This is a genomic window from Gillisella taibaishanensis (assembly GCF_001938985.1).
Classification (GTDB): Bacteria; Pseudomonadota; Alphaproteobacteria; order Rhizobiales; family Rhizobiaceae; genus Allorhizobium; species Allorhizobium taibaishanense.
Genome location: NZ_MKIN01000022.1, coordinates 1,056,374 through 1,082,819 on the forward strand (window position 1 = coordinate 1,056,374; position 26,446 = coordinate 1,082,819).

A 26,446-nucleotide genomic window follows, 5' to 3' on the forward strand; every position below is an offset into this window, starting at 1 on the left:
TTTGAGTGATTGAATTAAACCCGTCGCAAGGCTTGCCAATTTATCAATCCATCAGCAGCGATCGGCACCGTGGGGGTACGGCCGCTTTTCAGATAGCTCTGGCGGCGCGTCCTCTTCGTGGAGGCCATGACACCGCCGGTTCACGTCACGGATGGACATGATGGTCATTTCGACGCTCGCTTCCCGGTTGCTCTCGGGCCTCACTCAGTTGCGGTCTGCCCGAACTCTGGCAGGAAGCCTGGTACGGGACGCTGGCGGCAATTTCGCGATGATGACGGCCATTCTTCTGCCGGTTTCCATCGGCGTTGGCGGTTTCGCCATGGATGCCACCCAGATGGTGCAGTCACGCAGCTCTTTGCAAAGCGCCGTAGATGCCGCAGCACTTGCTGCAGCCTCGGCGATGAGCAACGGCATGAGCCAGGATCAGGCCATCGCCCTTGCCAAAAGCTTCCTTGCTTCGCAGCTTGCCAATACTTTTCCATCCAGCAATGACAGCAGTAATGTCAACCAGATCAACCAGCCAGAGCCGGAAATCCAGGTCAAGACTACTCAGGTCAGCAGTTCCGCGACGACTTACGACATTGCCCTGACGGGCAGTTACACAATGCCGATGAATAGCTTGTCGCGGGTGCTGGGCTGGCAGACAGTGACGCTGAAAGCCGTCGGCACGGCAGAGGCGGCAACCACGGCCTCGCAACATCCGGTATCGATGTATCTCGTGCTTGACCGCTCCGGCTCGATGGCGGATGCCACGACGACGAGCTATACCGGCACCTGCACGAAGACGTCCTCGGGCAAGACGACCAGCTCTAGCTGCACGAAATATTATACCAAGATCGAATCGCTGAAACTTGCCGTGCAGCAATTGGCGGCCCAACTGAACAAGGCCGATCCGACAAGCCAGTATGTCCGCACCGGCGCAGATTCCTACAATGCCTCCGCCGATAAACCGCAGGCGATGGGCTTTGGCACGACCAATGTCGTCACCTATGTCAACGCCTTGACCGCGACAGGCGGCACGGATGCCCGCGGCGCGCTGTCGGCGGCCTCCGCGGCGCTGCAATCTTCCACCGAGCTTAGTGCCCACAAGGTCTCGAGCACCAATGACTTCGGCCGTTATATCGTCTTCATGACCGATGGCGAAATGACCGGCAACAGCGCCAATTGGAGCGCGACGATTGATGCCGCGGTGCGCAGCCAATGCACGACGATCAAGGCCGCTGGTATCCAGATCTACACGATTGCCTTCATGGCGCCAGCCAACGGCCAATCGCTGCTGAAGGCCTGCGCCAGCGATGCCTCGCATTACTACGCCGCGACCGATGCCGCGACCCTGGTGGCCGCCTTCGGCGAAATCGGCCAGAAGGCGACCTCCACCTCGACCCGCCTGATCAACTGAGGCCGACGACCAGCCGCAATGGCCCTGCCGGGGAACTTCCCCGGCTGCGGGGACTTCTATCCAGATACCAAACCAAGGATAGATCCCATGCAAGACACCCCTTCCAAAAAACTGGCCCAGCAGTATCTCGATCTCGGCGGCACCCGCAAAGCCAAGATCGATGACAATATTGCCGATACCCGCAAATGGGACGATGAGCCCGCCGAGGCTGCCCGCTTCTGGGACGAAAAGATCGCCGTGTTGAGCGAGGAAGAACGCCGCGAGGTCGAGACACTGCTGCCGTCCATCGACGGGCAATGAAAGCAGGACATCGATATATACGCCAATCGTGATCATGGGCGCGGGTCGCTGGACAAGCGCTGAACGCCTGTGGTGCGTCGGCATCAACAATAAAATAATGTCAAGAATAATCCGACGCTTAACGCCGCCCTAAAAAGGTCTGCTGCCGCCCCCGGTGAGAAAATTAGACTGTTGCAACTGTTCGCTAAGGATGCGTACATTGCACATGCCGAGGTTTGGCGAAGCACCTGACCATCGGTCTCGCGCCCCTGCTCCCTTTTTCTCACCCATGTGGCGAAGTCATGAACGAAACTCTTCAAAAGGCCGACCTTCCTCTTCCCGCACCGCGCATTTCCAATCCGGAAACGCTCGCGGCCGAGATCATCGAACGGCTGACTTACGGGATCGGCAAAGACGCCAAAGTCGCCAAACCCCATGACTGGCTGACCGCGACCATCCTGGTCGTACGCGACCGCATCATCGACAAATGGATGGAATCCACGAGGGAGACCTACGCGACCAACGCCAAACGGGTCTATTATCTCTCTCTGGAATTCCTGATCGGCCGACTGATGCGCGACGCCATGACCAATCTCGGTCTCGTCGATGAAATCCGTTCGGCACTCGAATCGCTCGGTGTCGACCTCGGCGTCATCGCCGGATTGGAACCGGATGCGGCGCTTGGCAATGGCGGCCTCGGACGTCTTGCCGCCTGCTTCATGGAGAGCATGGCGACGGTCAATATTCCCGCCTATGGCTACGGCATCCGTTATGTCCACGGCCTGTTTCGCCAGCAGATGGCGGATGGCTGGCAGGTGGAACTGCCCGAGACATGGCTTGCCCACGGCAATCCATGGGAATTCGAACGCCGTGAAAGCTCCTACGAAGTCGGCTTCGGCGGCGGCGTCGAGATGGCTTCGAACGGTGCCGGTGGCGAAGAAATCCGCCATGTCTGGAAGCCAAGCGAGCGGGTGATCGCCACTGCCTATGACACGCCGATCGTCGGCTGGCGCGGCGAGCGCATCAATACGCTCAGGCTCTGGTCGGCACAGCCGATCGACCCGATTCTGCTCGATGCCTTCAATGCCGGTGATCACATCGGCGCGCTGCGCGAGAGCAACCGGGCCGAAAGCCTGACCCGGGTTCTCTACCCCGCCGACGCCACTGCCGCCGGCCAGGAATTGCGGCTGCGCCAGGAATATTTCTTCTGTTCGGCATCCCTGCAGGACATCGTCCGCCGGCACCTGCAGCAGGGCAATGCGTTGACCGATCTGCCGAAGAAGGTGGCGATCCAGCTCAACGACACCCACCCCGCCGTGTCCGTCGCCGAACTGATGCGCCAGCTCACCGACATCCACGGCCTGGATTTCGACACCGCCTGGGACATAACCCGGGAAACCTTCTCCTATACCAATCACACGCTGTTGCCCGAGGCGCTGGAAAGCTGGCCGGTACCGCTGTTCGAGCGGCTTTTGCCGCGCCACATGCAGCTGGTTTACGCGATCAACGCCAAATGCCTTGTCGAAGCGCGCAAGCAGAAGAATTTCAACGATCAGGAAATTTCCAGCCTGTCGCTGATCGACGAAAGTGGCGATCGCCGGGTGCGGATGGGCAATCTCGCCTTCATGGGCTCCCATTCGATCAACGGCGTTTCGGCCCTGCATACCGAGCTGATGAAGGACACGGTATTTGCCACCCTGCACAAGCTCTATCCTGACAGGATCAACAACAAGACCAACGGCATTACCCCCCGCCGCTGGCTGATGCAGTGCAATCCCGGCCTGACCGCACTGCTGCGTGAGGCAATCGGCGATGACTTCCTCGATGATGCTGAAAAGCTTGTCGCGCTCGACAGCTTTGCCAAGGATAGCGCCTTCCAGGAGAAGTTCGCCGCCGTCAAGCGCGCCAACAAGGAGCAGCTCGCGACGCTGGTGGCCAGCCGCATGGGCATCAGGCTCGATCCGTCGGCCATGTTCGACATCCAGATCAAGCGTATCCACGAATACAAGCGGCAATTGCTCAACATCATCGAGACGGTCGCGCTCTATGACCAGATCCGCTCGCATCCGGAATATGACTGGGTGCCGCGCGTCAAGCTGTTCGCCGGCAAGGCGGCGCCGAGCTATCACAATGCCAAGCTGATCATCAAGCTGGCCAATGACGTGGCGCGGGTGATCAACAACGATCCCTCCGTGCGCGGCCTCCTAAAGGTCGTGTTCATTCCCAATTACAACGTGTCGCTGGCCGAAGTCATGGTGCCCGCCGCCGACCTCTCCGAACAAATATCGACCGCCGGCATGGAGGCATCCGGAACCGGGAACATGAAGTTCGCGTTAAACGGTGCGCTGACCATCGGCACCCTCGACGGGGCCAACGTGGAAATGCGCGATCACGTCGGAGAAGACAATATCTTTATCTTTGGAATGACCGCAGAAGAGGTCGGCAAGGTCAGGGCCGAGGGCCATAACCCTCGCGCCATCATCGAGCGCTCGCGCGAGCTGTCGCAGGCGCTGGCCGCCATTGCGTCCGGCGTTTTCTCGCCTGACGATCGCGAGCGGTTTGCCGGCCTGGTGGACGGGCTCTACAATCACGACTGGTTCATGGTGGCCGCCGATTTCGACGCCTATGCCAAGGCCCAGCGCGAAGTGGACGCCGTCTGGACCGACCAGCCCACCTGGCAATCCAAGGCCATTCTCAACACAGCCCGCATGGGCTGGTTCTCCTCCGACCGGACGATCAGACAATATACGGCCGACATTTGGAGAGCCTGATGAAGAAGACAATCGGTCCGACGCGCGCGCCAGCCGACAAGGCAGGCGCCGCCGTTGCGATAAGCCTGTCCACTGCAGAGATCGAGGCGATCGTCTCCGGCCTGCATACCGACCCCTTCGCGGTGCTCGGCCTGCATGCGACAGAAACGGGCAAGGCGGCAACCGAGGCCTTCGTCGCCCGCGCCTTCGTGCCGGGTGCCGATAGCGTCACTGCCATGACGCTCGACGGAACTGTTGTCGGGGAACTTGCCTGTCTGAACGAGGCCGGTTTCTTTGTCGGTCCTGTTACCGTCAAGTCGCTGCAACCGTTGCGCTACCGCGCCTGTCGCGGGGATGTGGAGTGGTCGCTGACTGACCCCTATACGTTCGGCCCTATCCTTGGGCCTATGGACGACTACCTGCTGCGCGAAGGCTCGCATCTGAGACTGTTCGACAAGATGGGCGCCCATCCGGTCAAGCATCAGGGCGTCGATGGCTTCCATTTCGCCGTCTGGGCACCAAACGCCCGCCGGGTTTCCGTGGTCGGCGATTTCAACGAATGGGACGGGCGCCGCCATGTGATGCGCCTGCGCCGTGACACCGGCATTTGGGAAATCTTCGCCCCCGAAGTCTGGCCGGGTTCAGCCTATAAATACGAGATCATCGGCGCCCATGGCGAGATTTTGCCTCTCAAAGCCGATCCTTTCGCGCGCCGCAGCGAGTTTCGCCCCCAGACCGCCTCGGTCACCGCAGCCGAATTGGCGCAGACCTGGGAAGATGCCGCCCATCTCGCCCATTGGGGGACGGTGGACAAGCGCCGCCAGCCGATTTCCGTCTACGAGGTTCATGCCGGCTCCTGGCAAAAGCGCGCCGACGGCACATTTCTGAGCTGGGACGAGTTGGCGGAACGGCTGATCCCCTACTGCACCGACATGGGCTTTACCCATATCGAGTTCCTGCCGATAACAGAACACCCCTATGATCCGTCCTGGGGTTACCAGACGACCGGGCTTTATGCGCCAAGCGCCCGCTTCGGCGAGCCGGAAGGTTTTGCCCGTTTCGTCAACGGCTGCCACAAGGTCGGGCTCAGCGTCATTCTCGATTGGGTGCCCGCGCATTTCCCGACCGACGCTCACGGCTTGCGCCGTTTCGACGGCACGTCGCTTTACGAACACGAAGATCCGCGCCAGGGTTTCCATCCCGATTGGAACACGGCGATCTACAATTACGGCCGCACCGAGGTTGTGTCCTATCTGGTCAACAACGCGCTCTACTGGGCGGAGAAGTTCCATCTGGACGGCGTGCGCGTCGATGCGGTCGCCTCGATGCTCTATCTCGATTATTCCCGCAAGGAAGGCGAGTGGGTGCCGAACGAATATGGCGGCCGCGAAAACCTCGAGGCGGTGCGCTTCCTGCAGAAGATGAACGAGCATATCTACGGCGCCCATCCGCAGGTGATGACCATCGCCGAGGAAAGCACGTCCTGGCCGAAGGTGTCGCAGCCGGTGCATGAGGGCGGGCTCGGCTTCGGTTTCAAGTGGAACATGGGCTTCATGCACGACACGCTGAGTTACTTCTCGCGCGATCCCGTGCATCGCAAGCACCATCATCATGAAATCACCTTCGGGCTGATCTACGCCTATAGCGAAAATTTCATGCTGCCGATTTCCCATGACGAAGTTGTGCATGGCAAAGGCTCGATGATTGCCAAGATGCCCGGCGACGACTGGCAGAAATTCGCCAATCTTCGTGCCTACTATGGCTTCATGTGGGGCTATCCCGGCAAGAAACTGCTGTTCATGGGCCAGGAATTTGCGCAGTGGAGCGAATGGAGCGAGGAGCGCTCGCTGGACTGGAATCTGCTGCAATATCCGCTGCATGAAGGCATGCGTCGACTGGTGCGCGACCTCAACTATACCTATCGCACCAAGCCGGCGCTGCATGCGCGCGACTGCGAGGGCGAAGGCTTCGAATGGCTGGTCAGCGAAGATGCCGAGCAGTCGGTCTTTGCCTGGCTGCGCAAGGCACCCGGCGAAAAACTGGTGGCTGTGATTGCCAACCTGACGCCGGTTTATCATCCACGCTACGATCTGCCGCTGCCGGTGGCAGGCCGCTGGCGGGAAATTCTCAACACCGATGCCGAGATCTATGGCGGCAGCGGCAAGGGCAATGGCGGCCGGGTCGAGGCGGTTATCGACAGCGGCGCGCCTGAGACGGCATGGGCACGGGCGAGCCTATCATTGCCGCCGCTGGCGGTGATCATGCTGGAACTGGAGCAGTAATTTCGAAAGTTTGTCGGTAAAAGCGAACCCGCTTTTCCCGACAAACGAAGACTTTAAAGGCCGGGATGCGGGAGTATCTTCGAGCCTTGTGACGATACTGGCGATTTTGATATGCGGGAGGAGATCTGATGACGCCGACGAAGAGAATTCAGCCGCTGGCGCGTGACGCCATGGCCTATGTATTGGCGGGCGGTCGTGGCAGCCGCCTGAAGGAATTGACCGACCGGCGCGCCAAGCCCGCCGTTTATTTCGGCGGCAAGGCGCGGATCATCGATTTCGCCCTGTCGAATGCGCTGAATTCCGGCATCCGCCGCATTGGCGTCGCCACCCAGTACAAGGCGCATTCGCTGATCCGGCATTTGCAGCGCGGCTGGGACTTCTTCCGCCCCGAGCGTAACGAAAGCTTCGACATCCTGCCAGCCAGCCAGCGCGTGTCGGAAACGCAGTGGTATGAAGGCACCGCCGACGCCGTCTTCCAGAATATCGACATCATCGAGCCCTACGGTCCGGAATATATGGTCATCCTCGCCGGTGACCATATTTACAAGATGGACTACGAGTTGATGCTGCAGCAGCATGTCGACAGTGGCGCCGACGTCACCATCGGCTGCATGGAAGTGCCGCGTCTGGAAGCGACCGCTTTCGGCGTCATGCATGTCGACGAGAAGGACAATATCATCGCCTTCGTCGAAAAGCCCGCCGATCCGCCGGGCATTCCGGGCAACGAGACCATGGCGCTCGCCTCGATGGGCATCTATGTCTTCCACACCAAATTCCTGATGGATTGCCTGCGCCGCGACGCCGCTGACCCGAATTCCAGCCGGGATTTCGGCAAGGACATCATTCCCTATATCGTCGAGCACGGCAAAGCCGTAGCGCATCGCTTTGCCAGTTCCTGCGTGCGCTCCGATTTCGAAAAGACCCCCTACTGGCGCGATGTCGGCACGATCGACGCCTATTGGCAGGCCAATGTCGACCTCACCGACATCGTCCCGGAACTCGATATCTACGACAAGTCCTGGCCGATTTGGACCTATGCCGAAATCAATCCGCCGGCAAAATTCGTCCATGACGACGAAGGCCGCCGGGGTTCGGCGATTTCCTCGCTGGTGTCTGGCGACTGCATCATTTCAGGCTCGGCGCTTTATCGCAGCCTGCTGTTTACAGGCGTCAGGGCCAATTCCTATTCGAGGCTGGAAGGCGCCGTCGTGCTGCCCAAGGTGACGATCGGCCGCCATGCACGGCTGACCAATGTGGTGATCGACCATGGCGTTACCATTCCAGAGGGCCTGATTGTCGGCGAAGACCCGGAAATCGACGCCAAGCGGTTCCGCCGTACCGAAAGCGGCATCTGCCTGATTACCCAGGCGATGATGGACAAGCTGGGGCAATAGCCGGATGAACATCCTGTCCGTCGCCTCGGAAGTCTATCCGCTGGTCAAGACCGGCGGGCTCGCCGACGTGGCGGGCGCCCTGCCGCTGGCGCTCGAGCCGCTCGGCGTCAAGACGAAAACGCTGCTGCCGGGATATCCGGCAGTCATGGCCAAGCTCGACGAGACCAAGGCGCTGCTCGACCTTGATCTGCTCGGCGAGCCAGCCCGGGTGCTGGCAGCACAGCATCAGGGCCTCGACCTGCTGATCCTCGATGCGCCATCGCTCTATGATCGCCCCGGCGGCCCCTATGTCGATGGTCAAGGCCGGGACTTCGACGACAACTGGAAGCGTTTCGCGGCCCTGTCTTTGGCCGGCGCCCGCATCGCGCAGGGCGCGCTGACCGGCTGGAAACCCGACCTCGTGCATGTCCACGACTGGCAGGCGGCGCTGGTGCCGGTCTACATGCGCTATGACGACGCGCCCGAAATCCCAAGCCTGATCACCATCCACAACATCGCCTTCCAGGGCCAGTTTTCCGCAGGCCTGCTGCCCGATCTCGGCCTGCCCGAGCATGCGCTATGGGAAGCACTCGAATATTACGGCACGCTTGCTTACCTCAAGGGCGGCGTAGTCGCTGCCCATGCGATCAGCACCGTCAGCCCCTCCTATGCCGAGGAAATCTTGGATCCGCATTTCGGCATGGGCATGGAAGGGCTGATCGCCAGCCGTGCTCAGGATCTCTACGGCATCGTCAACGGCATCGACACCCATGTCTGGGACCCGGCAGCGGACGCATTGATCGCCGCCCCCTATTCCGCCGCGACCCTGCGCAAGCGCCAAGCCAATCGCGAGGCGCTTTCCAAACACTTCGGGCTTGATGACGATGCTGCGCCGATCTTCTGCGTGATTTCGCGCCTCACCTGGCAAAAGGGCATGGATGTGCTGGCCGAGGTTTGCGACGATCTGGTGGCCGCAGGTGGCAAACTCGTCATTCTCGGCTCCGGCGATCCCGATCTGGAGCAGGCGCTTCAGGCCGCCGCGCAGCGTCACCCAGGTCGGATCGGCATGGTGATGGGTTATAACGAGCCGCTGTCGCATCTCATGCAGGCCGGTGCCGATGCCATCCTCATTCCGTCCCGATTTGAACCTTGCGGCTTGACCCAGCTTTACGGCCTGCGCTACGGCTGTGTGCCGGTGGTGAGCCGCACGGGTGGTTTGAATGACACGGTCATCGACGCCAATGCGGCAGCACTTGCAGCAAAGGCTGCCACTGGCATACAGTTCGCCCCGGTGACGGGGGCCGGATTGCGTCAGGCCGTGCGCCGGGCGATCCGCCTCTTCGACGATAAGAAACTATGGTATCAGATCCAGAAGCAGGGCATGAAAGCAGACGTATCCTGGGGCGCTAGCGCCCAAAGCTACGTCGATGTTTATAACCGCCTCCTCGGAAAAGGCTGAAACACGCATGATTATTACGGTTCCAACCAAACCCTATTCTGACCAGAAACCCGGCACATCGGGTCTGCGCAAGAAGGTGCCCCACTTCCAGCAGGAGCATTACGCCGAAAACTTCATCCAGTCGATTTTCGATTCGCTGGAAGATTTCAAAGGCAAGACGCTGGTGATCGGTGGCGACGGCCGGTTCTATAACCGTGAAGTCATTCAAAAGGCCATGAAGATGGCCGCCGCTAACGGCTTCGGCCGGGTGCTGGTCGGCCAGGGCGGCATTCTTTCGACGCCAGCGGCCTCCAACATCATCCGCAAGTACAAGGCCTTCGGCGGCATCGTATTGTCTGCCAGCCACAATCCCGGCGGCCCGACCGAAGATTTCGGCATCAAGTACAATATCGGCAACGGTGGGCCTGCGCCGGAAAAGATCACCGACGCGATCTATACCAATTCCAAGACTATCACCGCCTACAAGACCGTCGATGCCGCTGACATCAACCTCGACCGGATCGGCACCTTCGATCTTGGCGAAATGACCGTCGAAGTCATCGATCCCGTCGCCGATTATGCCGCGCTGATGGAGCAACTGTTCGATTTCGCCGGCATTCGCAATCTGTTCAGCCTCGGCTTCCGCATGGTGTTCGACGCAATGAGCGCGGTCACCGGCCCCTATGCCAAGGAAATCCTTGAAAACCGCCTGGGCGCCCCTGAAGGCACCGTGCGCAATTTCATTCCGTTGCCTGACTTCGGCGGCCATCACCCCGACCCGAACCTCGTTCATGCCAAGGAATTGTATGACGAGATGATGGGCGCGGATGCGCCCGACTTCGGCGCCGCGTCCGACGGCGACGGCGACCGCAACCTGATCATCGGCAAGGGCATTTTCGTCACGCCTTCCGACAGCCTGGCGATCCTGGCCGCCAATGCCAATCTCGCTCCCGGCTATTCCGGCGGTATCGCCGGCATTGCCCGCTCGATGCCAACAAGTGCAGCGGCCGACCGCGTGGCCGAACGCCTGAAGATCGGCATGTACGAGACGCCGACCGGCTGGAAATTCTTCGGCAACCTGCTCGACGCTGGCAAGGTGACGATCTGTGGCGAGGAAAGTGCCGGCACCGGATCCAGCCATGTACGCGAAAAGGACGGTCTCTGGGCCGTACTGCTCTGGCTGAACGTGCTGGCCAGCCGTGGCGAAAGCGTGCAGGACATCGTGCGCCAGCATTGGGCCTCCTATGGCCGCAATTTCTATTCCCGCCACGACTATGAGGAAGTGGATTCGGATGCGGCAAACGGGTTGATGGATACGCTGCGCGCCAAGCTGCCCACCTTGCCCGGCACCATGGTCGGCGAACTCAAGGTCGAAAAGGCCGATGATTTTGCCTATCACGATCCGGTCGATCATTCGGAAAGCAAGAAGCAGGGCATCCGGATCATGTTCGAAGGCGGCTCGCGCGTCGTGTTCCGCCTGTCGGGCACCGGCACCTCGGGCGCGACGTTACGCGTCTATATCGAGCGCTACGAGCCCGATTCGTCCAACCACGGCATCGAGACCCAGGAGGCGCTTGCCGACCTGATCGCTGCGGCGGAAGAACTGGCCGGCATCAAGGCCCGCACCGGCCGCGACGCCCCGACCGTGATCACCTGATCGGATGGTGCAGAGGATGACAGGCCAGATCATATGAACGAGCAAGTTTTATGAGAGACCTGGGCGCCTATCTCACGGACAAGACCGCAGAGTTCGCGGTCTATTCGGAGCATGCCGAGCGCATCGAACTCTGCCTGTTTGACGATACTAGAGACCAAGAGCTTCGCCGCCTGCCCATGCAGCGCGGCGAAGACAATCTGCACAGCCTCATCCTTCCCGGCCTTGCGGAAGGCAGCCGCTACGGCTACCGCGCCTTCGGGCGCTACGATCCCGATCAAGGTCTGTGGTTCGACCCCGCCAAACTGCTGGTCGACCCCTACGCACGCGAACTCGACCGTCCCTTCCGCTACGATGCACGTCTCACACGGTTCGGCGAAGACACTGCCGATCTGGTGCCAAAGGCACTCCTGACGCGCTCGGAAAAGGCAACTGTCGCCGCCCCCCTGTTACCGAAGGGTGGCTTCATCTATGAACTGGCCGTGCGCGGCTTTACCATGCTGCGCCAAGACATCCCTGAACCCTTGCGCGGCACCGTGGCGGCGCTGGCCCACCCCGCCGTCATCGCCCATCTGAAAGCCATTGGCGTCGACGCCGTCGAGCTGATGCCTATCACCGCCTGGATCGACGAACGGCACCTGCCGCCGCTCGGGCTCTCCAACAGCTGGGGCTATAATCCGATCGCGATGATGGCGCTCGATCCGCGGCTGTGCCCCGGCGGCGTCAAGGAGTTGCGCGACACGGTCGAGACCCTGCACAAGAACGGCATCGGCGTCATCCTCGATCTCGTCTTCAACCATTCGGGCGAAAGCGACCGCTATGGCGCGACGCTGTCGATGCGCGGGCTCGACAATCTCACCTACTACCGCCACCTGCCCGGTGAGCCCGGCGCGCTGGTCAACGACACCGGTTGCGGCAATACCATTGCCTGCGACCATCCCGTGGTGCGCCAGTTGATCGTCGATACGCTTCGCCATTTCGTGCTGGCTGCCGGCGTCGATGGCTTCCGTTTCGATCTGGCACCAGTGCTTGGCCGCACCGCAAGCGGTTTCGAGCCCCATGGCGAAACACTGACCGCCCTGCTGAGCGATCCCGTGCTGAAAGACAGGGTAATGATCGCCGAACCCTGGGATATCGGTCCCGGCGGCTACCAACTCGGCCATTTCCCGGTCCCCTTCCTGGAATGGAACGACCGCGCCCGCGATACAATGCGCCGGTTCTGGCGCGGCGATGACGGATTGACCGGAGAGATGGCGACCGTATTGGCCGGTTCCTCCGACATTTTCGGCTGGGATGGCGCGGGGCAAAGCCGCAGTGTCAATTTCATCGCAGCTCATGACGGCTTCACGCTGCATGATCTCGTCTCCTATGCCCATAAGCACAATGAGGCGAATGGCGAGGAAAACCGGGACGGCCATAACGACAACCACAGTTGGAACAACGGCGCCGAAGGCGAGACCGACGACCCCGCCATCCTGACCGCCCGCAAGCGCGATTGCGCTGCCCTGATCTCCACCCTGTTTGCCTCAAAAGGTTGGATCATGCTAACCGCCGGCGACGAAGGCGGGCGCAGCCAGCGTGGCAACAACAATGCCTATTGCCAGGACAATGCCTTGACCTGGCTGGACTGGGCAGCGCTCGACGCCGATCTCATTGCCCATACCGGCCGGCTGGCCGCCCTGCGCAAGCGCTTTGCCGCGCTCTGCGATCCTGCCTTCTTTACCGGCCAAGGCGATGCCACCTGGATCGACGCCCATGGCCAACCGATGACGGTCGAGGCCTGGCAGAACCCGCAAAACCGCTTTCTTGGGTTGGTGATTGCGACGGCCGACAGCATAACCGGGCGAGACACGCGGCTTGCCGTGTTGATCAACCGGGGCGAGGCTGTCAGCCTGTCGCTCGACGTTAAAGCCGGGCGGGCATGGCACGATCTTCTGTTCAACCAACCCGCCGGTGAGATCACGGTCGGCGCGCACCAGATCGCCTTTCTGGCTGAGCTATAACGCCGGATTAGTCGGCGGGAGACCATCGCCAGCTTGAAGCAGGCCGAGTGCCCGGTGAATTTAACGGATTGGTAAGCATCTGCCCTTGATTTTAGGCAGAGATCATACAGTTTTCGACAATTATCAGATGTATGATGATCATAATTGCCCGTGGCGGCCCTCGCCATGACAGGATGACAGGCTTCCCGGATTTTCCATCTCGCCAGCTCCGGTGGTAGCCAAAACCAACAAAGGCAGAGCATGCAGCGTCAGATTTCTCTCGCAGACGTCCCCGCCCTGGTCGGTCAGGAACTAGGCCTTTCCCAATGGATTACAGTGGATCAGGCAATGATCGACGCCTTCGCCAACGCCACCGGCGACCATCAGTTCATCCACACCGATCCCGAGCGCGCCAAGGCCGAGACCCCCTATGGCGGCACCATTGCCCATGGCTTTCTGACGATTTCACTGCTATCCGCGATGAATTACGACTGCCTGCCCGTGATCCGCGAGCAGACCATGGGCATCAATTACGGCTTTGAGAAAATCCGGCTGATGGCACCGGTCAAATCGGGCAAGCGCGTGCGTGGCCGCTTCACCCTCGCAGGCGCCCGGTTTCGCGGCGCCGGCATGCTGATGACGACCTATGACGTGCAGGTCGAGATTGAGGAAGAAACCAAGCCGGCGCTGACCGCCACCTGGCAAACTATCATTCAGTTTGACCCCAAGGACCGGCCCGAGGACGTTTGACGGACAGATCGCCATGACCACAGATCGCTTACGCCACGCCTTCATCGATCAGGCCCTCTCCTGCGAAGCGCTCGGTTCGCCCTTTACCGGAAGAGTGCTGCGCCTGGTTGCGGACCGGCTGACGCCAGACACGGCGGTTGGCGCAAGGCTGATCGGCTGGCCGGGCGATATCACCTCGCGGGGCGATTCCGTGCCGTTGCGGCTGGCGGGCACGCTGCACGCCTTGGCGCGATCCGGAAAAAGCCCGGCGCTTGCGAAAGCCTATCCTCCAAATCTGCCGACAGACGAAACCCTATGGGCGGCCATCAATGACGCGCTGCATCAGCATGAGACCTTCATGCAGGAGCGGCTGCATTCGGCGCCGCAGACCAATGAAGTGCGTCGTTCGGCGGCGCTCCTGCCGGCCTTTCTCACCCTCGCCTCCCGGTTTTCACTGCCGCTTATCCTCTCGGAAGTCGGTGCCAGCGCGGGGCTGAACCTGCAATGGGACTGCTACGCCTATCAGCTTGGTACCTTTCAATGGGGCGGGTCTTCGCCGGTTCTGCTGGCGCCTGACTGGGACGGCCCCGTGCCGCCGGATGTTGAGATCTCTGTCGCGGAGCGGGCCGGCTGCGATCTCAACCCGCTCGACCCCAGCAACTCCCAAGACCGGGAGCGGCTGTTTTCCTATATCTGGGCCGACCAGACGGATCGTCTGCAACGCGCGGAGGCGGCGCTCAATCTTGCGGTCGACAACGGCCTTTCGGTCGAGCGAACTGATGCAATCGACTGGTTAAAGCTCAGGTTGGCAGTGCCGCGCCCGGGCACGCTGCACGTCATCTACCACACGGTTGCCTGGCAATATTTTCCCGAGACCCTGAAGGCAAAAGGCGAGGCCCTGATTGCCGAGGCCGGCGCGAGAGCCACGGCAGAGGCCCCTCTCGCTCGCCTGCAAATGGAAGCCGACGATATCAGAGACGGTGCCAGCCTCACCTTGCAGATCTGGCCAGGCGGTGAAATCCAGGAAATCGGCAGGGCCGATTTCCATGGCCGCTGGATCAAATGGCGCGGCTGGAAGGCGTAATCCTTACACCCGCCTTGCTTGAAGGCGCACCTTACTTGAAAGCCCAGCTCACTTGAACGATGGCGGCTGGCTCAAGTCCATCGCCGGCTTTGCTGCCGGCGGTGTCGCACCGCCAAGGCCCGGCGGTGTGCCGAAATTCAAGCCCGGAGCGCCGAGACCGCCGGGCGGCGACAAGGTCATTCCACCACCGCCGCCGAAGCCGGGCACCTCGATCTTGACCTTGTCGAGATCGATATCCTTGGCCTTTTCCACCCACATGGTCACCGATTGCGGCCAGAAGATCACTACGGCGACGATGATCAGCTGCATGCAGATCCACGGGATCGAGCCTAGATAGATTTGCCGCGTTTTGACCTCAGGCGGTGCGACGCTGCGCAGATAAAACAGCGCAAAACCGAAAGGCGGATGCATGAAGCTGGTCTGCATGTTGACGCAAATCAGCACGCCGAACCAGATCAGGTCGATACCCAGATGCTGCGCCACCGGCGCCAGCATGGGAATGACGATGAAGGCGATCTCGAAGAAATCGAGGAAGAAGGCCAGGACAAAGATGAACAGGTTGACGAACAGCAGGAAGCCAACCTGACCGCCCGGCAGACCCGACAGCATATGCTCGATCCAGCGCGCGCCATCCATACCCTGGAAGACAAGGCTGAAGCAGGTGGAGCCGATCAGGATCATCACCACCATCGAGGTGATGGTCATGGTGGATTCCATCGCCTGACGCACCAGAACCCAGGTCAAACGCCGATGGGCGGCGGCCAGGATCAGCGCCCCGACCACGCCAAGCGCGCCGGCTTCCGTCGGCGTCGCAAGCCCGAGAAAGATCGTTCCGAGCACGAGGAAGATCAGCACGATGGACGGCAGCATGCCGGCCAGCACCTTGCGGATCAGCCGTGCATCGAGATCGCCGCGCACTTCTTTCGGCAGCGGCGGCACCAGCCCTGGCCGGAAGATCGACACACCGAGAATGAACAGCATGAAGATGCCGATCTGCATGCCCGCCGGGCCGATCGCACCCATATACATGTCACCGACCGACTTGCCGAGCTGGTCCGAAAGGATGACCAGAACCAGAGATGGCGGGATCAACTGCGCCATGGTGCCAGACGCGGCAATAACGCCTGTTGCGATGCGCTGGCTATAGCCGTAGCGCAGCATGACCGGCAGCGAAATCATGCCCATGGTAATGACTGATGCCGCGACCGTGCCAGTGATAGCCCCCAGGATCGCGCCGACGAAAATGACGGCATAGGCAATACCGCCGGGCACGGCGCCAAACAGCTTGCCAGTGCCTTCAAGCAGATCCTCCGCCAGACCGCAGCGCTCCAGGATGGCGCCCATCATGGTGAAGAAGGGAATGGCCAGCAGAAGATCGTTCGACACGATGCCGAAAAAGCGCAGCGGCAGGGCTTGCAGGAAGGCCTCGCTGAAATGCCCGGTGGCAATACCGATCAGGCCGAAGAACATCCCGACAGCGCCGAGCGAGAAGGTCACCGGAAAGCCGAAAAGCATGAACAGAACCATGCCAATAAACATGGCCGGCGGGATAATGCCGAAATCAAACATCAAAGCGCCCCCCTCAGGCACATTCCTCCCCTCCTCGCAGATCCCGGCACGAGGCCGAGGATCTGCCGGAGGCTCTTATTGCAGCGGCTTTTCGTAATTGACGTCGATATTGATGCGGCCGGACAGCGCGGCCACCCGCTTGATCAGCTCCGACGTGCCTTGCAGGGTCAGGAGACCAAACCCGGCCACCAGGATGAGCTTGACCGGCCAACGGATCAGTCCGCCGGCATTGGCCGAAACCTCGCCCTGCTGGAAGGAGAGCCAGAAGAATGGCCAGCACAGCCAGGTCAAGAAAATGCAGACCGGCAGCAAAAACAGAATGATGCCGATAATGTCGATCCACAGCCGCTTGTGCTCCGACACCGACCCATAGATCAAATCGACCCGGACGTGACCGTTCTTGCGCAGCGTATGCGAGGCGCCGAGCACAACGACATAAGCAAAGAGATACCATTGGATCTCCAGCCAGCCATTCGAACTGACATTGAACAGATATCGGATGATCGCATTGCCGGCGCTGATCAGGCAGCACAGCATGACAAGATATTCAGCCACCCGGCCGACGACTTCGCTCAGCTTGTCGATCGCCCGGCTCCACCCTAGCAAAATAGTCATGTAAGCCTCCCAACTCCCTTATTTGCTTAGATCAAGGCAAGGTCACGCGCAACCGCGCGGCGATCCACCAGCATGGTCCTACGCCGGCCTTTGCACCGGAAACCCTGTCAAGCCAGCCTAAAGTTCTATGGCTCTTGATTAAATTTGCACGCTTTGGATGATTTCGACTGCCCTACAACAGAGACATAAACGTGCAAATTTCTCTGCCAACCCCGTTTCGGTTTTTACGATTCTGCGCTAGGCTTGTCATGAAACACGCTTTTGGGGAGTAGGAGCATGAGCGAAGACCATTCCGGCCCGGTCGAAACGGGCGCATCGATGGATTATGCCGCACACGAGCGGACCTATGACACTTTCATCGCCGCATCGAAATACGGCACCGCCATTCTCGTATCGCTGATGATCGCCATGGCCGCCGGCTTCTTTACAGCCGCTGGCTTTCTCGGCGGCATCCTCGTCTTCCTGGTCCTCAGCGTCATCGGCGTTTTCATGATGCGCTGACAGACTGCAATCCTTGCGGATACGAAAAAGGCCGGCAATGCCGGCCTTTTGTCGTTAAAGATCTAAGAACCTCAGCCAGCCGAGCCGCGCGTGCGGGCAAGACCGTCGCGGGCTGGCGTATACTTGCTGTCCAGGCTGACTGCATGGGCGTAAGACTTGGCCGCCTTGGCCTTGTCGCCACGCCGCTCATAGACCAGCGCCTGATTGGCCCAGGATTCGGCAACCTTCGGGTTCATTTCAATTGCGCGATTGAAATCGGCAAAGGCGTTTTCGTCGTCGTTCAGCGCAAGATAGCTGACGCCACGACCGTTATACGGCTCGGGCGCGCTTGGCGACAGCGAGATCGCCTTGGAGAAATCATCGATCGCCTTGTCGTGCTGGCCACGCAGCTGATAGATCAAGCCGCGATTGTGATAGGCGCGGCCATCGGTCGTATCGAGTTCAATCGCCTTCGAGAAATCCTGGAACGCTTCATCCACGCGACCGGCCTGGCGATAGATATTGCCGCGGCCGATATAGGCGACATCATAGCTCGGATTGATCTTCAGAGCCGCCGTGTAATCATTGGCGGCGTCAACCGGCTTGCCCATGTTGCGATAGACAAGGGCGCGGTTCGCATAGGCCTGATAGAAATTCGGATTGAGCTGCAGCGCCGTGTTGAAGTCGGCAACTGCCTTCTGGAATTCGCCGGCGCGGCCATAGGCAGATCCACGAACGTTATAGCCGCCGGGGTCACGCGGATTGGCGGCGATGACGGCAGACAGCGACGCAATGTTTTCCTTGGAGCCTTGGTCGCGATCGATGCTGATCATATCGGTCGACTGGTTGGTCGACTGGCAACCGCCCAGCGCCAGAACGGCGGCAAGCCCAAGGGCGGCCATGCCGACGCCTTTGCGGGACAACTCACGCGGGGCGCGCAGGCTGCCAGCGCTGAAAACCTTATCGACCATGGGCGTCATGCTGTTCGTTCCACCTGTTCAAACGCGGTATTGCGGTCCTCGCGGGAAACGCCGAAGCGGCCCCAAAGTTCTGCACCATTTTGCCCCAGAACCAAGAGCTGGCTCAAGACCTGTTGCCGGCTTATATCTCAAAGGCCCGATTTCCACCACACTGCATTAAAAATCAACAGGATCCAGGCATTTTTCAGGCCTTAATCCGTCAACGCCAGTAAGTGCGCTGCAAAACGGAAAAGAAAACACAAAAAAGCGGCCGCGAACTAATCGCCGCCGCTTAATGGGATCATGTCACGCTGCAAGGCGTGGCCGGATCATGTCACGCTGCAAAGCGCGGAAAATCAATCAGCGGCTGAAAGCCGGACGTGCCGGAGCAGCAATCAGGCCTTCGCGCTGCATCTTCTTGCGGGCCAGCTTGCGAACGCGGCGAACGGCTTCTGCCTTTTCGCGAGCGCGCTTCTGCGACGGCTTTTCATAATAGTCACGCATTTTCATTTCGCGGAAGATGCCTTCGCGCTGCATCTTCTTCTTCAAGGCGCGAAGCGCCTGATCAACGTTGTTATCGCGGACAAGTACCTGCACGTCGAATCCCGTTCCTTTGGTTTGGTGGTCGTTTTCCGCGGGACCTGGATCTGCCGAACCACGCCTGTCGCGGACCAAATGAGTGTGTTGCGCAGATCCTCAAGGACCGGCGATTAGGAAGCGCCAATAACAGATCAGCTTTTCGAAGTCCAGATGGCATATGCAGAGGCGGTGGAAAAATCCGGTGAGGGCCGCAATACGCCGCGATACCGGGCTTTTTCGCTGCCGGGCTGGAAGCCGGGACAAGATAATGGCACCGTGTCGAAACGGGGATAGAACCGTGTCGCAAAGAAAGGGACATGACGCATATCGATCTGTCACAGCTTGTGCCATCCGCGTTTGGTGCTGGGTTCGGCCAGGCATGCGCGACGGATTGAAAGCCTGTCGAAATTTTTATGCGTTTCTGACATAAGCCAAGATCCAGACCCCTGCGACCCATCGTAGAAAGGCCTGAACGGCCCGGTATCCATACCCTGCCTCGGCAGGACCTGCCGGGAGCGCCAAAGCCGGACGACGCCTGAAGGAGATGATGAGATGCGCAAATATTCGGTTTTCGCCGTGGCTCGCGAGGCGCTGCGCGCCCATAAAGGCTGGAGCGCGCAATGGGCCTCGCCGGAACCGCGCAAATCCTATGACGTCATCATCATCGGCGGCGGTGGTCATGGTCTTGGAGCGGCCTATTATCTCGCCAAGGAACACGGCATTACCAATATCGCCGTTTTGGAGCGCGGCTGGATCGGCGGCGGCAATACCGGGCGCAACACCACGATCATCCGCTCCAACTATCTCTATGAAGAGAGCATGGATATCTACGAGCATTCGCTCAAGCTGTGGGAAGGACTTTCCCAGGAACTGAATTACAATGTGATGTATTCGGCCCGTGGCGTGATGATGCTGTCGCACAATGTCCATGACAAGCAGAGCTTCAAACGCCATGTCCATGCCAACACGCTCTACGGCATCGACAATGAATGGCTGACGCCGGAACAGGCCAAGGCTTACTGTCCGCCGCTCGATATTTCCATGACCGCCCGCTACCCCATTAATGGCGCTGCCTTGCAGCGGCGTGGCGGCACGGCCCGTCATGATGCCGTGGCCTGGGGCTATGCCCGCGCAGCTTCGGATCTCGGCGTGCACATCATCCAGAATTGCGAAGTCACCGGCATCCGCCGCGGCCCGAATGGCGAAGTCACCGGCGTCGACACCAATAGAGGCGTGATCGGCGCCAAGAAAATCGGCGTTTCCGCCGCCGGTCATTCCTCCGTCGTCATGGGCATGGCCGATATCCGCCTGCCGATCCATTCGACCCCGTTACAGGCGCTGGTGTCGGAGCCGTTGAAGCCGATTTTCCCCTGCGTGGTCATGTCCAACACCGTGCATGCCTATATTTCTCAGTCCGACAAGGGCGAACTGGTGATCGGCGCCGGCACCGACCAGTATAATTCCTATTCCCAGACCGGCGGTTTGCAGATCATCACCCATACGCTGGACGCGATCTGCGAACTGTTTCCGATCTTCCGCCGGGTGAAGATGATGCGCCAATGGGGTGGCATTACCGACAACACCGCCGACCGCTCGCCGATCCAGAGCGTAACGCCCGTGAAAAACCTGTTCGTCAATTGCGGCTGGGGCACCGGCGGCTTCAAGGCCACGCCCGGCTCGGCCAACCTGTTTGCCCATCTGATCGCCAAGGGTGAGCCACATCCGCTGGCCAAGGGCCTGACGCTCGACCGGTTCCGCACGGGACGGCTGATCGACGAGGCGGCCGCTGCTGCCGTTGCGCATTAAGGACGAGGAGACAAGACCATGCTGCTGATCACCTGTCCTTACTGCCAGGATGCCCGCTCCGAACTCGAATTTCGCGGCGCCGGCGAGGCGCATATCGTGCGCCCCACCAACATCGCCGAGATTTCCGATGAAGAATTCGAGGACTTCTTCTTTCTGCGTGACAATCCCAAAGGCCTGATTTTCGAACGCTGGCGCCACATGCATGGCTGCGGCCGCTTCTTCAACGCCGTGCGCGACACGGTCAGCGACCGGATCCTGCTGACCTACAAGGCCGGCCAACCGAAGCCCGATGCGGCAGCGATCCAGTCCATCATCGACAGCAAGGGAGCAGGCGAATGAGCGGCGCCAATCGTATTCCAGGCCATGGTCGCCTGACCCCGGCCCGCACCGCCCGTTTCACCTATGACGGCCGCATTCTGACGGCGCTGGAAGGCGATACCGTCGCCTCGGCGCTGCTCGCCAACGGCATTCATCTGGCCGGCCGCTCGTTCAAATATCACCGCCCGCGCGGCATCCTCACCGCCGGTCCGGAAGAGCCGAATGCGCTGCTCGACATTTCACGCGACAGTGCAAGACGCCAGCCGAATGTGCGCGCCACGGTGCAGGACGTATTCGACGGCATGAAGGTTTCGACCCAGAACCGCTGGCCGTCGCTGTCGCTGGATATCGGTGCGGTCAACGATCTCCTGTCGCCGCTGTTCGTCGCCGGTTTCTACTACAAGACCTTCATGTGGCCGAAGCGCTTCTGGCACTCGGTCTATGAGCCGATCATCCGCCGGGCCGCAGGCCTCGGCGTTGCCCCGACCGAGGAAGATCCTGACCATTACGCCAACCGCTATGCCCATTGCGACGTAATGGTGGTCGGCGGTGGCGCGGCCGGTCTGACGGCGGCCCTGGCCGCTGCTGAAACCGGCGCCTCTGTCATCCTTTGCGACGAGCAGCCCGAGATGGGCGGCGCCTTCCATTATGATACCGCCACCGTGATCGACGGCCAGAGCGGCTATGACTGGGCGCAAGGCGTCGTTGCCAAGCTGAAGGCGATGCCAAACGTGACGGTGCTGACCCGCACCACGGCGTTTGGCTACTATAATCACAATTACCTATCGCTCGCCGAGCGCGTCACCGACCATCTCGCCAAGCCCGCCAAGGGCCTGCCGCGCGAGCGGCTGTGGCAGGTGCGCGCCCAAAAGGTGGTGCTCGCCACCGGTGCCATCGAGCGGCATATGGTGTTTGCCAACAATGACCGGCCCGGCATCATGCTGGCATCGGCGGCCCGCACCTATCTCAACCATTTCGGCGTGGCCGTCGGCGCCAAACTCGCGGTCTACACGGCCCATGATTCGGCCTACGAAGCCGCCATCGACCTGAAACAGGCCGGCGTCAGCGTTGCCGCCATCATCGATTGCCGTCGTAATCCCGGCGAGACCGTGCTGGCGGCGGCAAAGGCTGCCGGCATCGAAGTGCTGACCGAGCATTGCGTACTGGACACGGCAGGCCGGCTGCGGCTGAAGTCGATCACCATCGCCGGCAAGGGCGGCTTCGACCGGCGCAAGCTTGAAGTCGACGCGCTGCTGATGAGCGGCGGTTGGACGCCGTCGGTGCATCTGTTCTCGCAATCGCGCGGCAAGCTGAAATTCGACGCCGTCAACCAGCGCTTCCTGCCCGACGTTTATGCTCAGGACGGCATCTGCGTCGGCGCCTGCAATGGCACCGACGATCTCGCAGCGCTTCTGGCAGAGGCTAAGGCCGCCGGCGCGAAATTTGCCACCGAGACCGGCGCGGATGGTGCCAGCAGCGCAGCGCCCGCAGGCCATAATGCCCATGCCTGGACCGGCGGCATGATCGGCGCTGCCGAAGGTGCCGGCCCTGACGATTCGGTCAAAGCCTTCATCGACTTCCAGCATGATGTCTGTGCCAAGGATATCAGGCTTGCGGTGCGCGAAGGCATGCAATCCATAGAGCATATCAAGCGCTTCACCACCAATGGCATGGCGTCCGACCAAGGCAAGCTCTCCAACATGCATGGCCTGGCGATTGCCGCGGAAATGCTGGGTAAGGAGATCCCGCAGGTCGGTCTCACCACCTTCCGCGCACCCTATACGCCCGTCACCTTCGGCACGCTGATCAACCATTCGCGCGGCGAACTGTTCGACCCGACCCGCAAGACGCCGATGCATGCGCTGGAAACCGCACTCGGCGCCGAATTCGAAGATGTCGGCAATTGGAAGCGTGCCTGGTATTATCCCCGCCCCGGCGAGGACATGCATGCCGCGGTCAACCGCGAATGCAAAACCGCCCGTGATGTCGCCGGCATTTTCAACGCCTCGACGCTCGGCAAGATCGAGGTGGTCGGCCCGGATGCGGCAAAATTCCTCAACCTGATCTACACCAACCCCTGGGACAGCCTCAAACCCGGCAAGTGCCGCTACGGCATCATGACCCGGGAAGACGGCTTCATCTATGACGATGGCGTCGTCGGGCGGCTGGCGGAAGACCGCTTCCACGTAACGACCACGACCGGCGGGGCGCCGCGCGTGCTCAACCACATGGAAGACTATCTGCAAACCGAATTCCCCGACCTGAAGGTCTGGCTGACCTCGACGACCGAGCAATGGGCGGTCATTGCCGTGCAGGGGCCGAAGGCGCGCGAGATCATTGAGCCCTTCGTCGAAGGCATCGATATCGCGGGCGAGGCTTTCCCGCATATGAGCGTCGCCGAGGGCAAGTTCTGCGGCGTGCCGACAAGGCTCTTCCGCGTCTCCTTCACCGGCGAAGTGGGCTTTGAAATCAACGTGCCCGCAGACTTCGGCGCCTCTGTGTTCGAGACGGTTTGGAAGCGGGCCGAAAGCCTCGGCGCCTGCCTCTATGGCACCGAAACCATGCACGTGCTGCGCGCCGAAAAGGGCTATATCATCGTCGGCCAGGATACCGATGGCACGCTGACGCCTGACGATGCCAATTACGGCTGGGCGGTCTCGAAGAAGAAGACCGACTTCGTCGGCATTCGCGGCTTGAAACGGCCTGACCTGGTCAAGGAAGGCCGCAAGCAGCTGGTCGGCCTCAAGACCAAGGACCCGAACGAAGTGCTGGAGGAAGGCGCGCAGATCGTCGCCAATCCAAACCAGGCAAAACCTATGACCATGCTCGGCCATGTCACCTCGTCCTACTGGTCGGAGACACTGGGCCGCTCGATTGCCATCGCCATGGTCGCGGGTGGGCGCGGGCGCATGGGCGAGGCGCTCTACGTGCCGATGGCCGACAAGACCATAACTGTCGAAGTCTGCGACATGGTATTCTACGACAAGGAAGGGAGCCGCATCCATGGCTGAATCAGTGATGGCAACTCCGGCAAGCGCCACCCGCAAGCCGGTTCTCGACGGCGCCTATGGCGGCTCCGCCCATGTGGTCCTGACACCGGCCGCCCCTGCCGCGCGCATCTCGCTGCGCGCCGGCGCGGATGCCGTCGCCGGCCTCTCCTCCGCGCTCGGCCTCACGCTGCCGACCGCGCCAAAAACTTCAGCCCATTCAGGCTCCCGGCTGGCCTTCTGGCTCGGCCCGGACGAATGGCTAGTCATCGACGAAGACGGCACCGACCTGATTGCCGCCTGCGCCGCCTCGGGCGCGACCCATGCTGCCAATGACATTTCCCACCGCAATACCGCCATCCTGGTCTCCGGCCCCGGCGTGACCAAAGCCCTCAACGCCGCCTGCCCGCTCGACCTGACGCTCAAAACCTTCCCCCTCGGCGCCGTCACCCGCACCGTGTTCGGCAAGATCGAAATCGTGCTCTACCGGATGAGCGAAGAGGCCTTTCGCGTGGAATGCTGGCGGTCGTTTGCGGATTATGCGTTTGGGATGTTGGCCGAGGGGGCGGCGGACGCGGCATAAAGCACTGAGCTTAAGCTAGAGTTTGTCAGGGAAAAGTGGAGCCCGGTTTTCCCGAAAAGACAAATGGAAACAAAAAAATCTAGAGACTGTCTGGTTCAATCTGAACCTGACAGTCTCTAGAGTATCGGACAGAAAACCGGGATCTAGAGTGCAGGACGCAAAGTTCTCACGGCTTCGCCACCCCCTCATCCGGCTGCCGCCACCTTCTCCCCGCTGGGGAGAAGAGACTTGCGGCACTCTCCTGTGCCATATCTGGGGCTGCAAAGAGCGACCAGAGACCCCTTTTCAACACGAGGATCATGACTGAAGGCTATCGTCGTGGCCTCTTCTCCCCAGCGGGGAGAAGTCCCCGGCAGGGGATGAGGGGGGCGAAGCCCATAAATCGCTTGCGTCGTGTACTCTAAATCGGCATCGGTCCGACGCGCTAGATTTCTGTTTCTGCATCGGATTTTTCCGAAAGACAGTTCCCACTTTTCAGCCCATGCACCAAGCTCACGGAATAAGCCTGTCCCGGCGCAATTGCGCAAAGAGCGTGAAAAACGCCTCGTCGGTCGGCTGATAGCGGTTAAAGCCCATCACCCGGCTTTTGCTCATGTCCGTCACCACTTCGATCGGCCGGCCCAGATCGGCATCGGTGTGCCATGGCGAGGCGAGGCGCGATAGGTCGGGCTCGGCAAGGCCATAGCGCTCGGCGATCTGCCGCCAGAGGGGGGCGTCCTCGGCCATCTGCTGTTCAAGCGGCTGGATGGTGCCGTCGAAAGCTGCGGGCTCAAGACCGAACCAGTTGGCGATCCGGCCCCACATCCAGCTCCAGCGGAAGATATCGCCATTGACTACGTTGAAGGCCTGGTTGCGGCAGGATGGCGTGGTCGCGGCCCAGAGCAGATGCTCGGCCAAGAGCCCGGCATCGGTCATGTCGGTTAGGCCATTCCACTGCGCCGCCGATCCGGGAAACCGGAAGGGACGCCCGGTTTCGCGGCACAGCGTGGCATAAACGGCAAGCGTCGTTCCCATATTCATGGCATTACCGACCGCCTTGCCGATGACGGTATGCGGGCGATGCACGCTCCAGGAAAAACCGTCGCGCTGGGCTGCGGCAAACACCTCGTCTTCCTGCGCGTAATAGAAGTTCTCGACATCGAGCCTGCCCTGATCCTCACGGAACGGCGTCTGTGGCAAAACGCCCTTGCCATAGGCCTCGAACGGGCCGAGATAATGCTTCAATCCGGTGACCAGCCCCACATGGGCAACGGACCCTGCAGGCCGCAGGGCATCGAGCAGATTGCGCACCATGGCCGCGTTGACACGGATATTCTCCGCCTCACTCTCCTGCCGCGCCCAGGTGGTAATGAAAACCCGATCCGGCTTGAAACCGCCAAGCTTATCGGCAAGTCCCTCGCGATCACGCAGATCGGCCGCGACCGGCACGACACCATCGCGCGTGACAGGCGTGCGGGCCAACCCATGCACCGTCCATCCCTGGCGCACCAAAAGATCTGCCGCAGCGCTGCCGACAATGCCGCTGGCGCCGACAACCAATGCTGATCCAACCATGTTCATGCTCCTTCTGTCTGAAGGCA

At 60.8% G+C, this 26,446-nt stretch carries 20 protein-coding genes; 15 read left to right on the top strand and 5 right to left on the bottom strand.

Features of this window, described 5'->3' with window-relative positions; genetic code table 11:
- Nucleotides 1-157 precede the first annotated feature (157 nt).
- The 10 genes from BJF91_RS15985 to BJF91_RS16030 all read left to right on the top strand — a co-directional run bounded on the left by BJF91_RS15985 (nt 158) and on the right by BJF91_RS16030 (nt 14,970).
- Complete coding sequence (locus tag BJF91_RS15985) at nt 158-1,399, top strand: pilus assembly protein TadG-related protein (protein WP_162843875.1); 1,242 nt, start codon at nt 158-160, stop codon at nt 1,397-1,399.
- A gap of 87 nt (nt 1,400-1,486) precedes the next feature.
- A complete protein-coding gene (locus tag BJF91_RS15990) occupies nt 1,487-1,699 on the top strand; it encodes a hypothetical protein (RefSeq protein ID WP_075615423.1) in 213 nt (70 codons plus the stop codon).
- Nucleotides 1,700-1,980: 281 nt separating this feature from the next.
- On the top strand, nt 1,981-4,449 hold the full coding sequence (locus BJF91_RS15995; RefSeq protein WP_075615424.1) for a glycogen/starch/alpha-glucan phosphorylase: 2,469 nt from the start codon (nt 1,981-1,983) through the stop codon (nt 4,447-4,449).
- A complete protein-coding gene (gene glgB / locus BJF91_RS16000) occupies nt 4,449-6,710 on the top strand; it encodes a 1,4-alpha-glucan branching protein GlgB (RefSeq protein ID WP_075615425.1) in 2,262 nt (753 codons plus the stop codon). Before BJF91_RS15995 ends, glgB begins: the two co-directional genes overlap by 1 nt.
- Before the next feature lie 128 nt (nt 6,711-6,838).
- Nucleotides 6,839-8,104: a glucose-1-phosphate adenylyltransferase gene (gene glgC / locus BJF91_RS16005; protein WP_075615426.1), complete on the top strand. Its 1,266-nt coding sequence runs from the start codon at nt 6,839-6,841 to the stop codon at nt 8,102-8,104.
- Between the two features lie 4 nt (nt 8,105-8,108).
- A complete protein-coding gene (gene glgA / locus BJF91_RS16010) occupies nt 8,109-9,542 on the top strand; it encodes a glycogen synthase GlgA (RefSeq protein WP_075615427.1) in 1,434 nt (477 codons plus the stop codon).
- 7 nt (nt 9,543-9,549) lie between these two features.
- On the top strand, nt 9,550-11,178 hold the full coding sequence (locus BJF91_RS16015; protein ID WP_075615428.1) for an alpha-D-glucose phosphate-specific phosphoglucomutase: 1,629 nt from the start codon (nt 9,550-9,552) through the stop codon (nt 11,176-11,178).
- A 50-nt stretch (nt 11,179-11,228) separates the two neighbouring features.
- Nucleotides 11,229-13,178, top strand: a complete 1,950-nt coding sequence (glgX, locus tag BJF91_RS16020; RefSeq protein WP_075615429.1) for a glycogen debranching protein GlgX — start codon at nt 11,229-11,231, stop codon at nt 13,176-13,178.
- 240 nt (nt 13,179-13,418) lie between these two features.
- Nucleotides 13,419-13,907, top strand: a complete 489-nt coding sequence (locus BJF91_RS16025; protein ID WP_075615430.1) for a MaoC family dehydratase — start codon at nt 13,419-13,421, stop codon at nt 13,905-13,907.
- Nucleotides 13,908-13,920: 13 nt separating this feature from the next.
- Complete coding sequence (locus BJF91_RS16030; protein ID WP_075615431.1) at nt 13,921-14,970, top strand: DUF2332 domain-containing protein; 1,050 nt, start codon at nt 13,921-13,923, stop codon at nt 14,968-14,970.
- A gap of 48 nt (nt 14,971-15,018) precedes the next feature.
- Here the strand turns inward: BJF91_RS16030 and BJF91_RS16035 are convergent, their stop codons facing one another.
- Together BJF91_RS16035 and BJF91_RS16040 are read right to left on the bottom strand one after the other, a co-directional pair.
- Nucleotides 15,019-16,539: a TRAP transporter large permease gene (locus BJF91_RS16035; RefSeq protein WP_075615432.1), complete on the bottom strand. Its 1,521-nt coding sequence runs from the start codon at nt 16,537-16,539 to the stop codon at nt 15,019-15,021.
- A 75-nt stretch (nt 16,540-16,614) separates the two neighbouring features.
- Complete coding sequence (locus BJF91_RS16040) at nt 16,615-17,154, bottom strand: TRAP transporter small permease subunit (protein WP_075615433.1); 540 nt, start codon at nt 17,152-17,154, stop codon at nt 16,615-16,617.
- Nucleotides 17,155-17,430: 276 nt separating this feature from the next.
- On the opposite strand from BJF91_RS16040, the gene BJF91_RS16045 reads away from it, so the two are divergent.
- Nucleotides 17,431-17,655 carry an aa3-type cytochrome c oxidase subunit IV gene (locus BJF91_RS16045; RefSeq protein ID WP_075615434.1) on the top strand — a complete coding sequence of 75 codons (225 nt, stop codon included), beginning with the start codon at nt 17,431-17,433 and terminating at the stop codon, nt 17,653-17,655.
- Nucleotides 17,656-17,726: 71 nt separating this feature from the next.
- Here BJF91_RS16045 and BJF91_RS16050 read toward each other — a convergent pair whose 3' ends face one another.
- On the bottom strand, nt 17,727-18,536 hold the full coding sequence (locus tag BJF91_RS16050) for a tetratricopeptide repeat protein (RefSeq protein WP_139310747.1): 810 nt from the start codon (nt 18,534-18,536) through the stop codon (nt 17,727-17,729).
- Between the two features lie 417 nt (nt 18,537-18,953).
- Nucleotides 18,954-19,190, bottom strand: a complete 237-nt coding sequence (gene rpsU / locus BJF91_RS16055; protein WP_075615700.1) for a 30S ribosomal protein S21 — start codon at nt 19,188-19,190, stop codon at nt 18,954-18,956.
- Between the two features lie 534 nt (nt 19,191-19,724).
- Here rpsU and BJF91_RS16060 point away from each other — a divergent pair.
- Genes BJF91_RS16060 through BJF91_RS16075 form a run of 4 tightly spaced genes read left to right on the top strand, consistent with a single transcriptional unit; the run spans nt 19,725 to nt 24,866 of the window.
- A complete protein-coding gene (locus BJF91_RS16060; protein ID WP_075615435.1) occupies nt 19,725-20,978 on the top strand; it encodes a sarcosine oxidase subunit beta family protein in 1,254 nt (417 codons plus the stop codon).
- Nucleotides 20,979-20,996: 18 nt separating this feature from the next.
- Nucleotides 20,997-21,317, top strand: coding sequence for a sarcosine oxidase subunit delta (locus BJF91_RS16065; protein WP_075615436.1), 321 nt, complete (start codon nt 20,997-20,999; stop codon nt 21,315-21,317).
- A complete protein-coding gene (locus BJF91_RS16070) occupies nt 21,314-24,307 on the top strand; it encodes a sarcosine oxidase subunit alpha (RefSeq protein WP_075615437.1) in 2,994 nt (997 codons plus the stop codon). The genes BJF91_RS16065 and BJF91_RS16070 overlap by 4 nt, the downstream gene beginning before the upstream one ends.
- 7 nt (nt 24,308-24,314) lie before the next feature.
- Entirely contained in the window at nt 24,315-24,866 is a 552-nt protein-coding gene (locus BJF91_RS16075) for a sarcosine oxidase subunit gamma (protein WP_075615701.1), read from the top strand.
- A gap of 492 nt (nt 24,867-25,358) precedes the next feature.
- On the opposite strand, the gene BJF91_RS16080 is transcribed toward BJF91_RS16075, so the two are convergent.
- Complete coding sequence (locus BJF91_RS16080; protein WP_075615438.1) at nt 25,359-26,420, bottom strand: SDR family oxidoreductase; 1,062 nt, start codon at nt 26,418-26,420, stop codon at nt 25,359-25,361.
- Nucleotides 26,421-26,446: the final 26 nt, after the last annotated feature.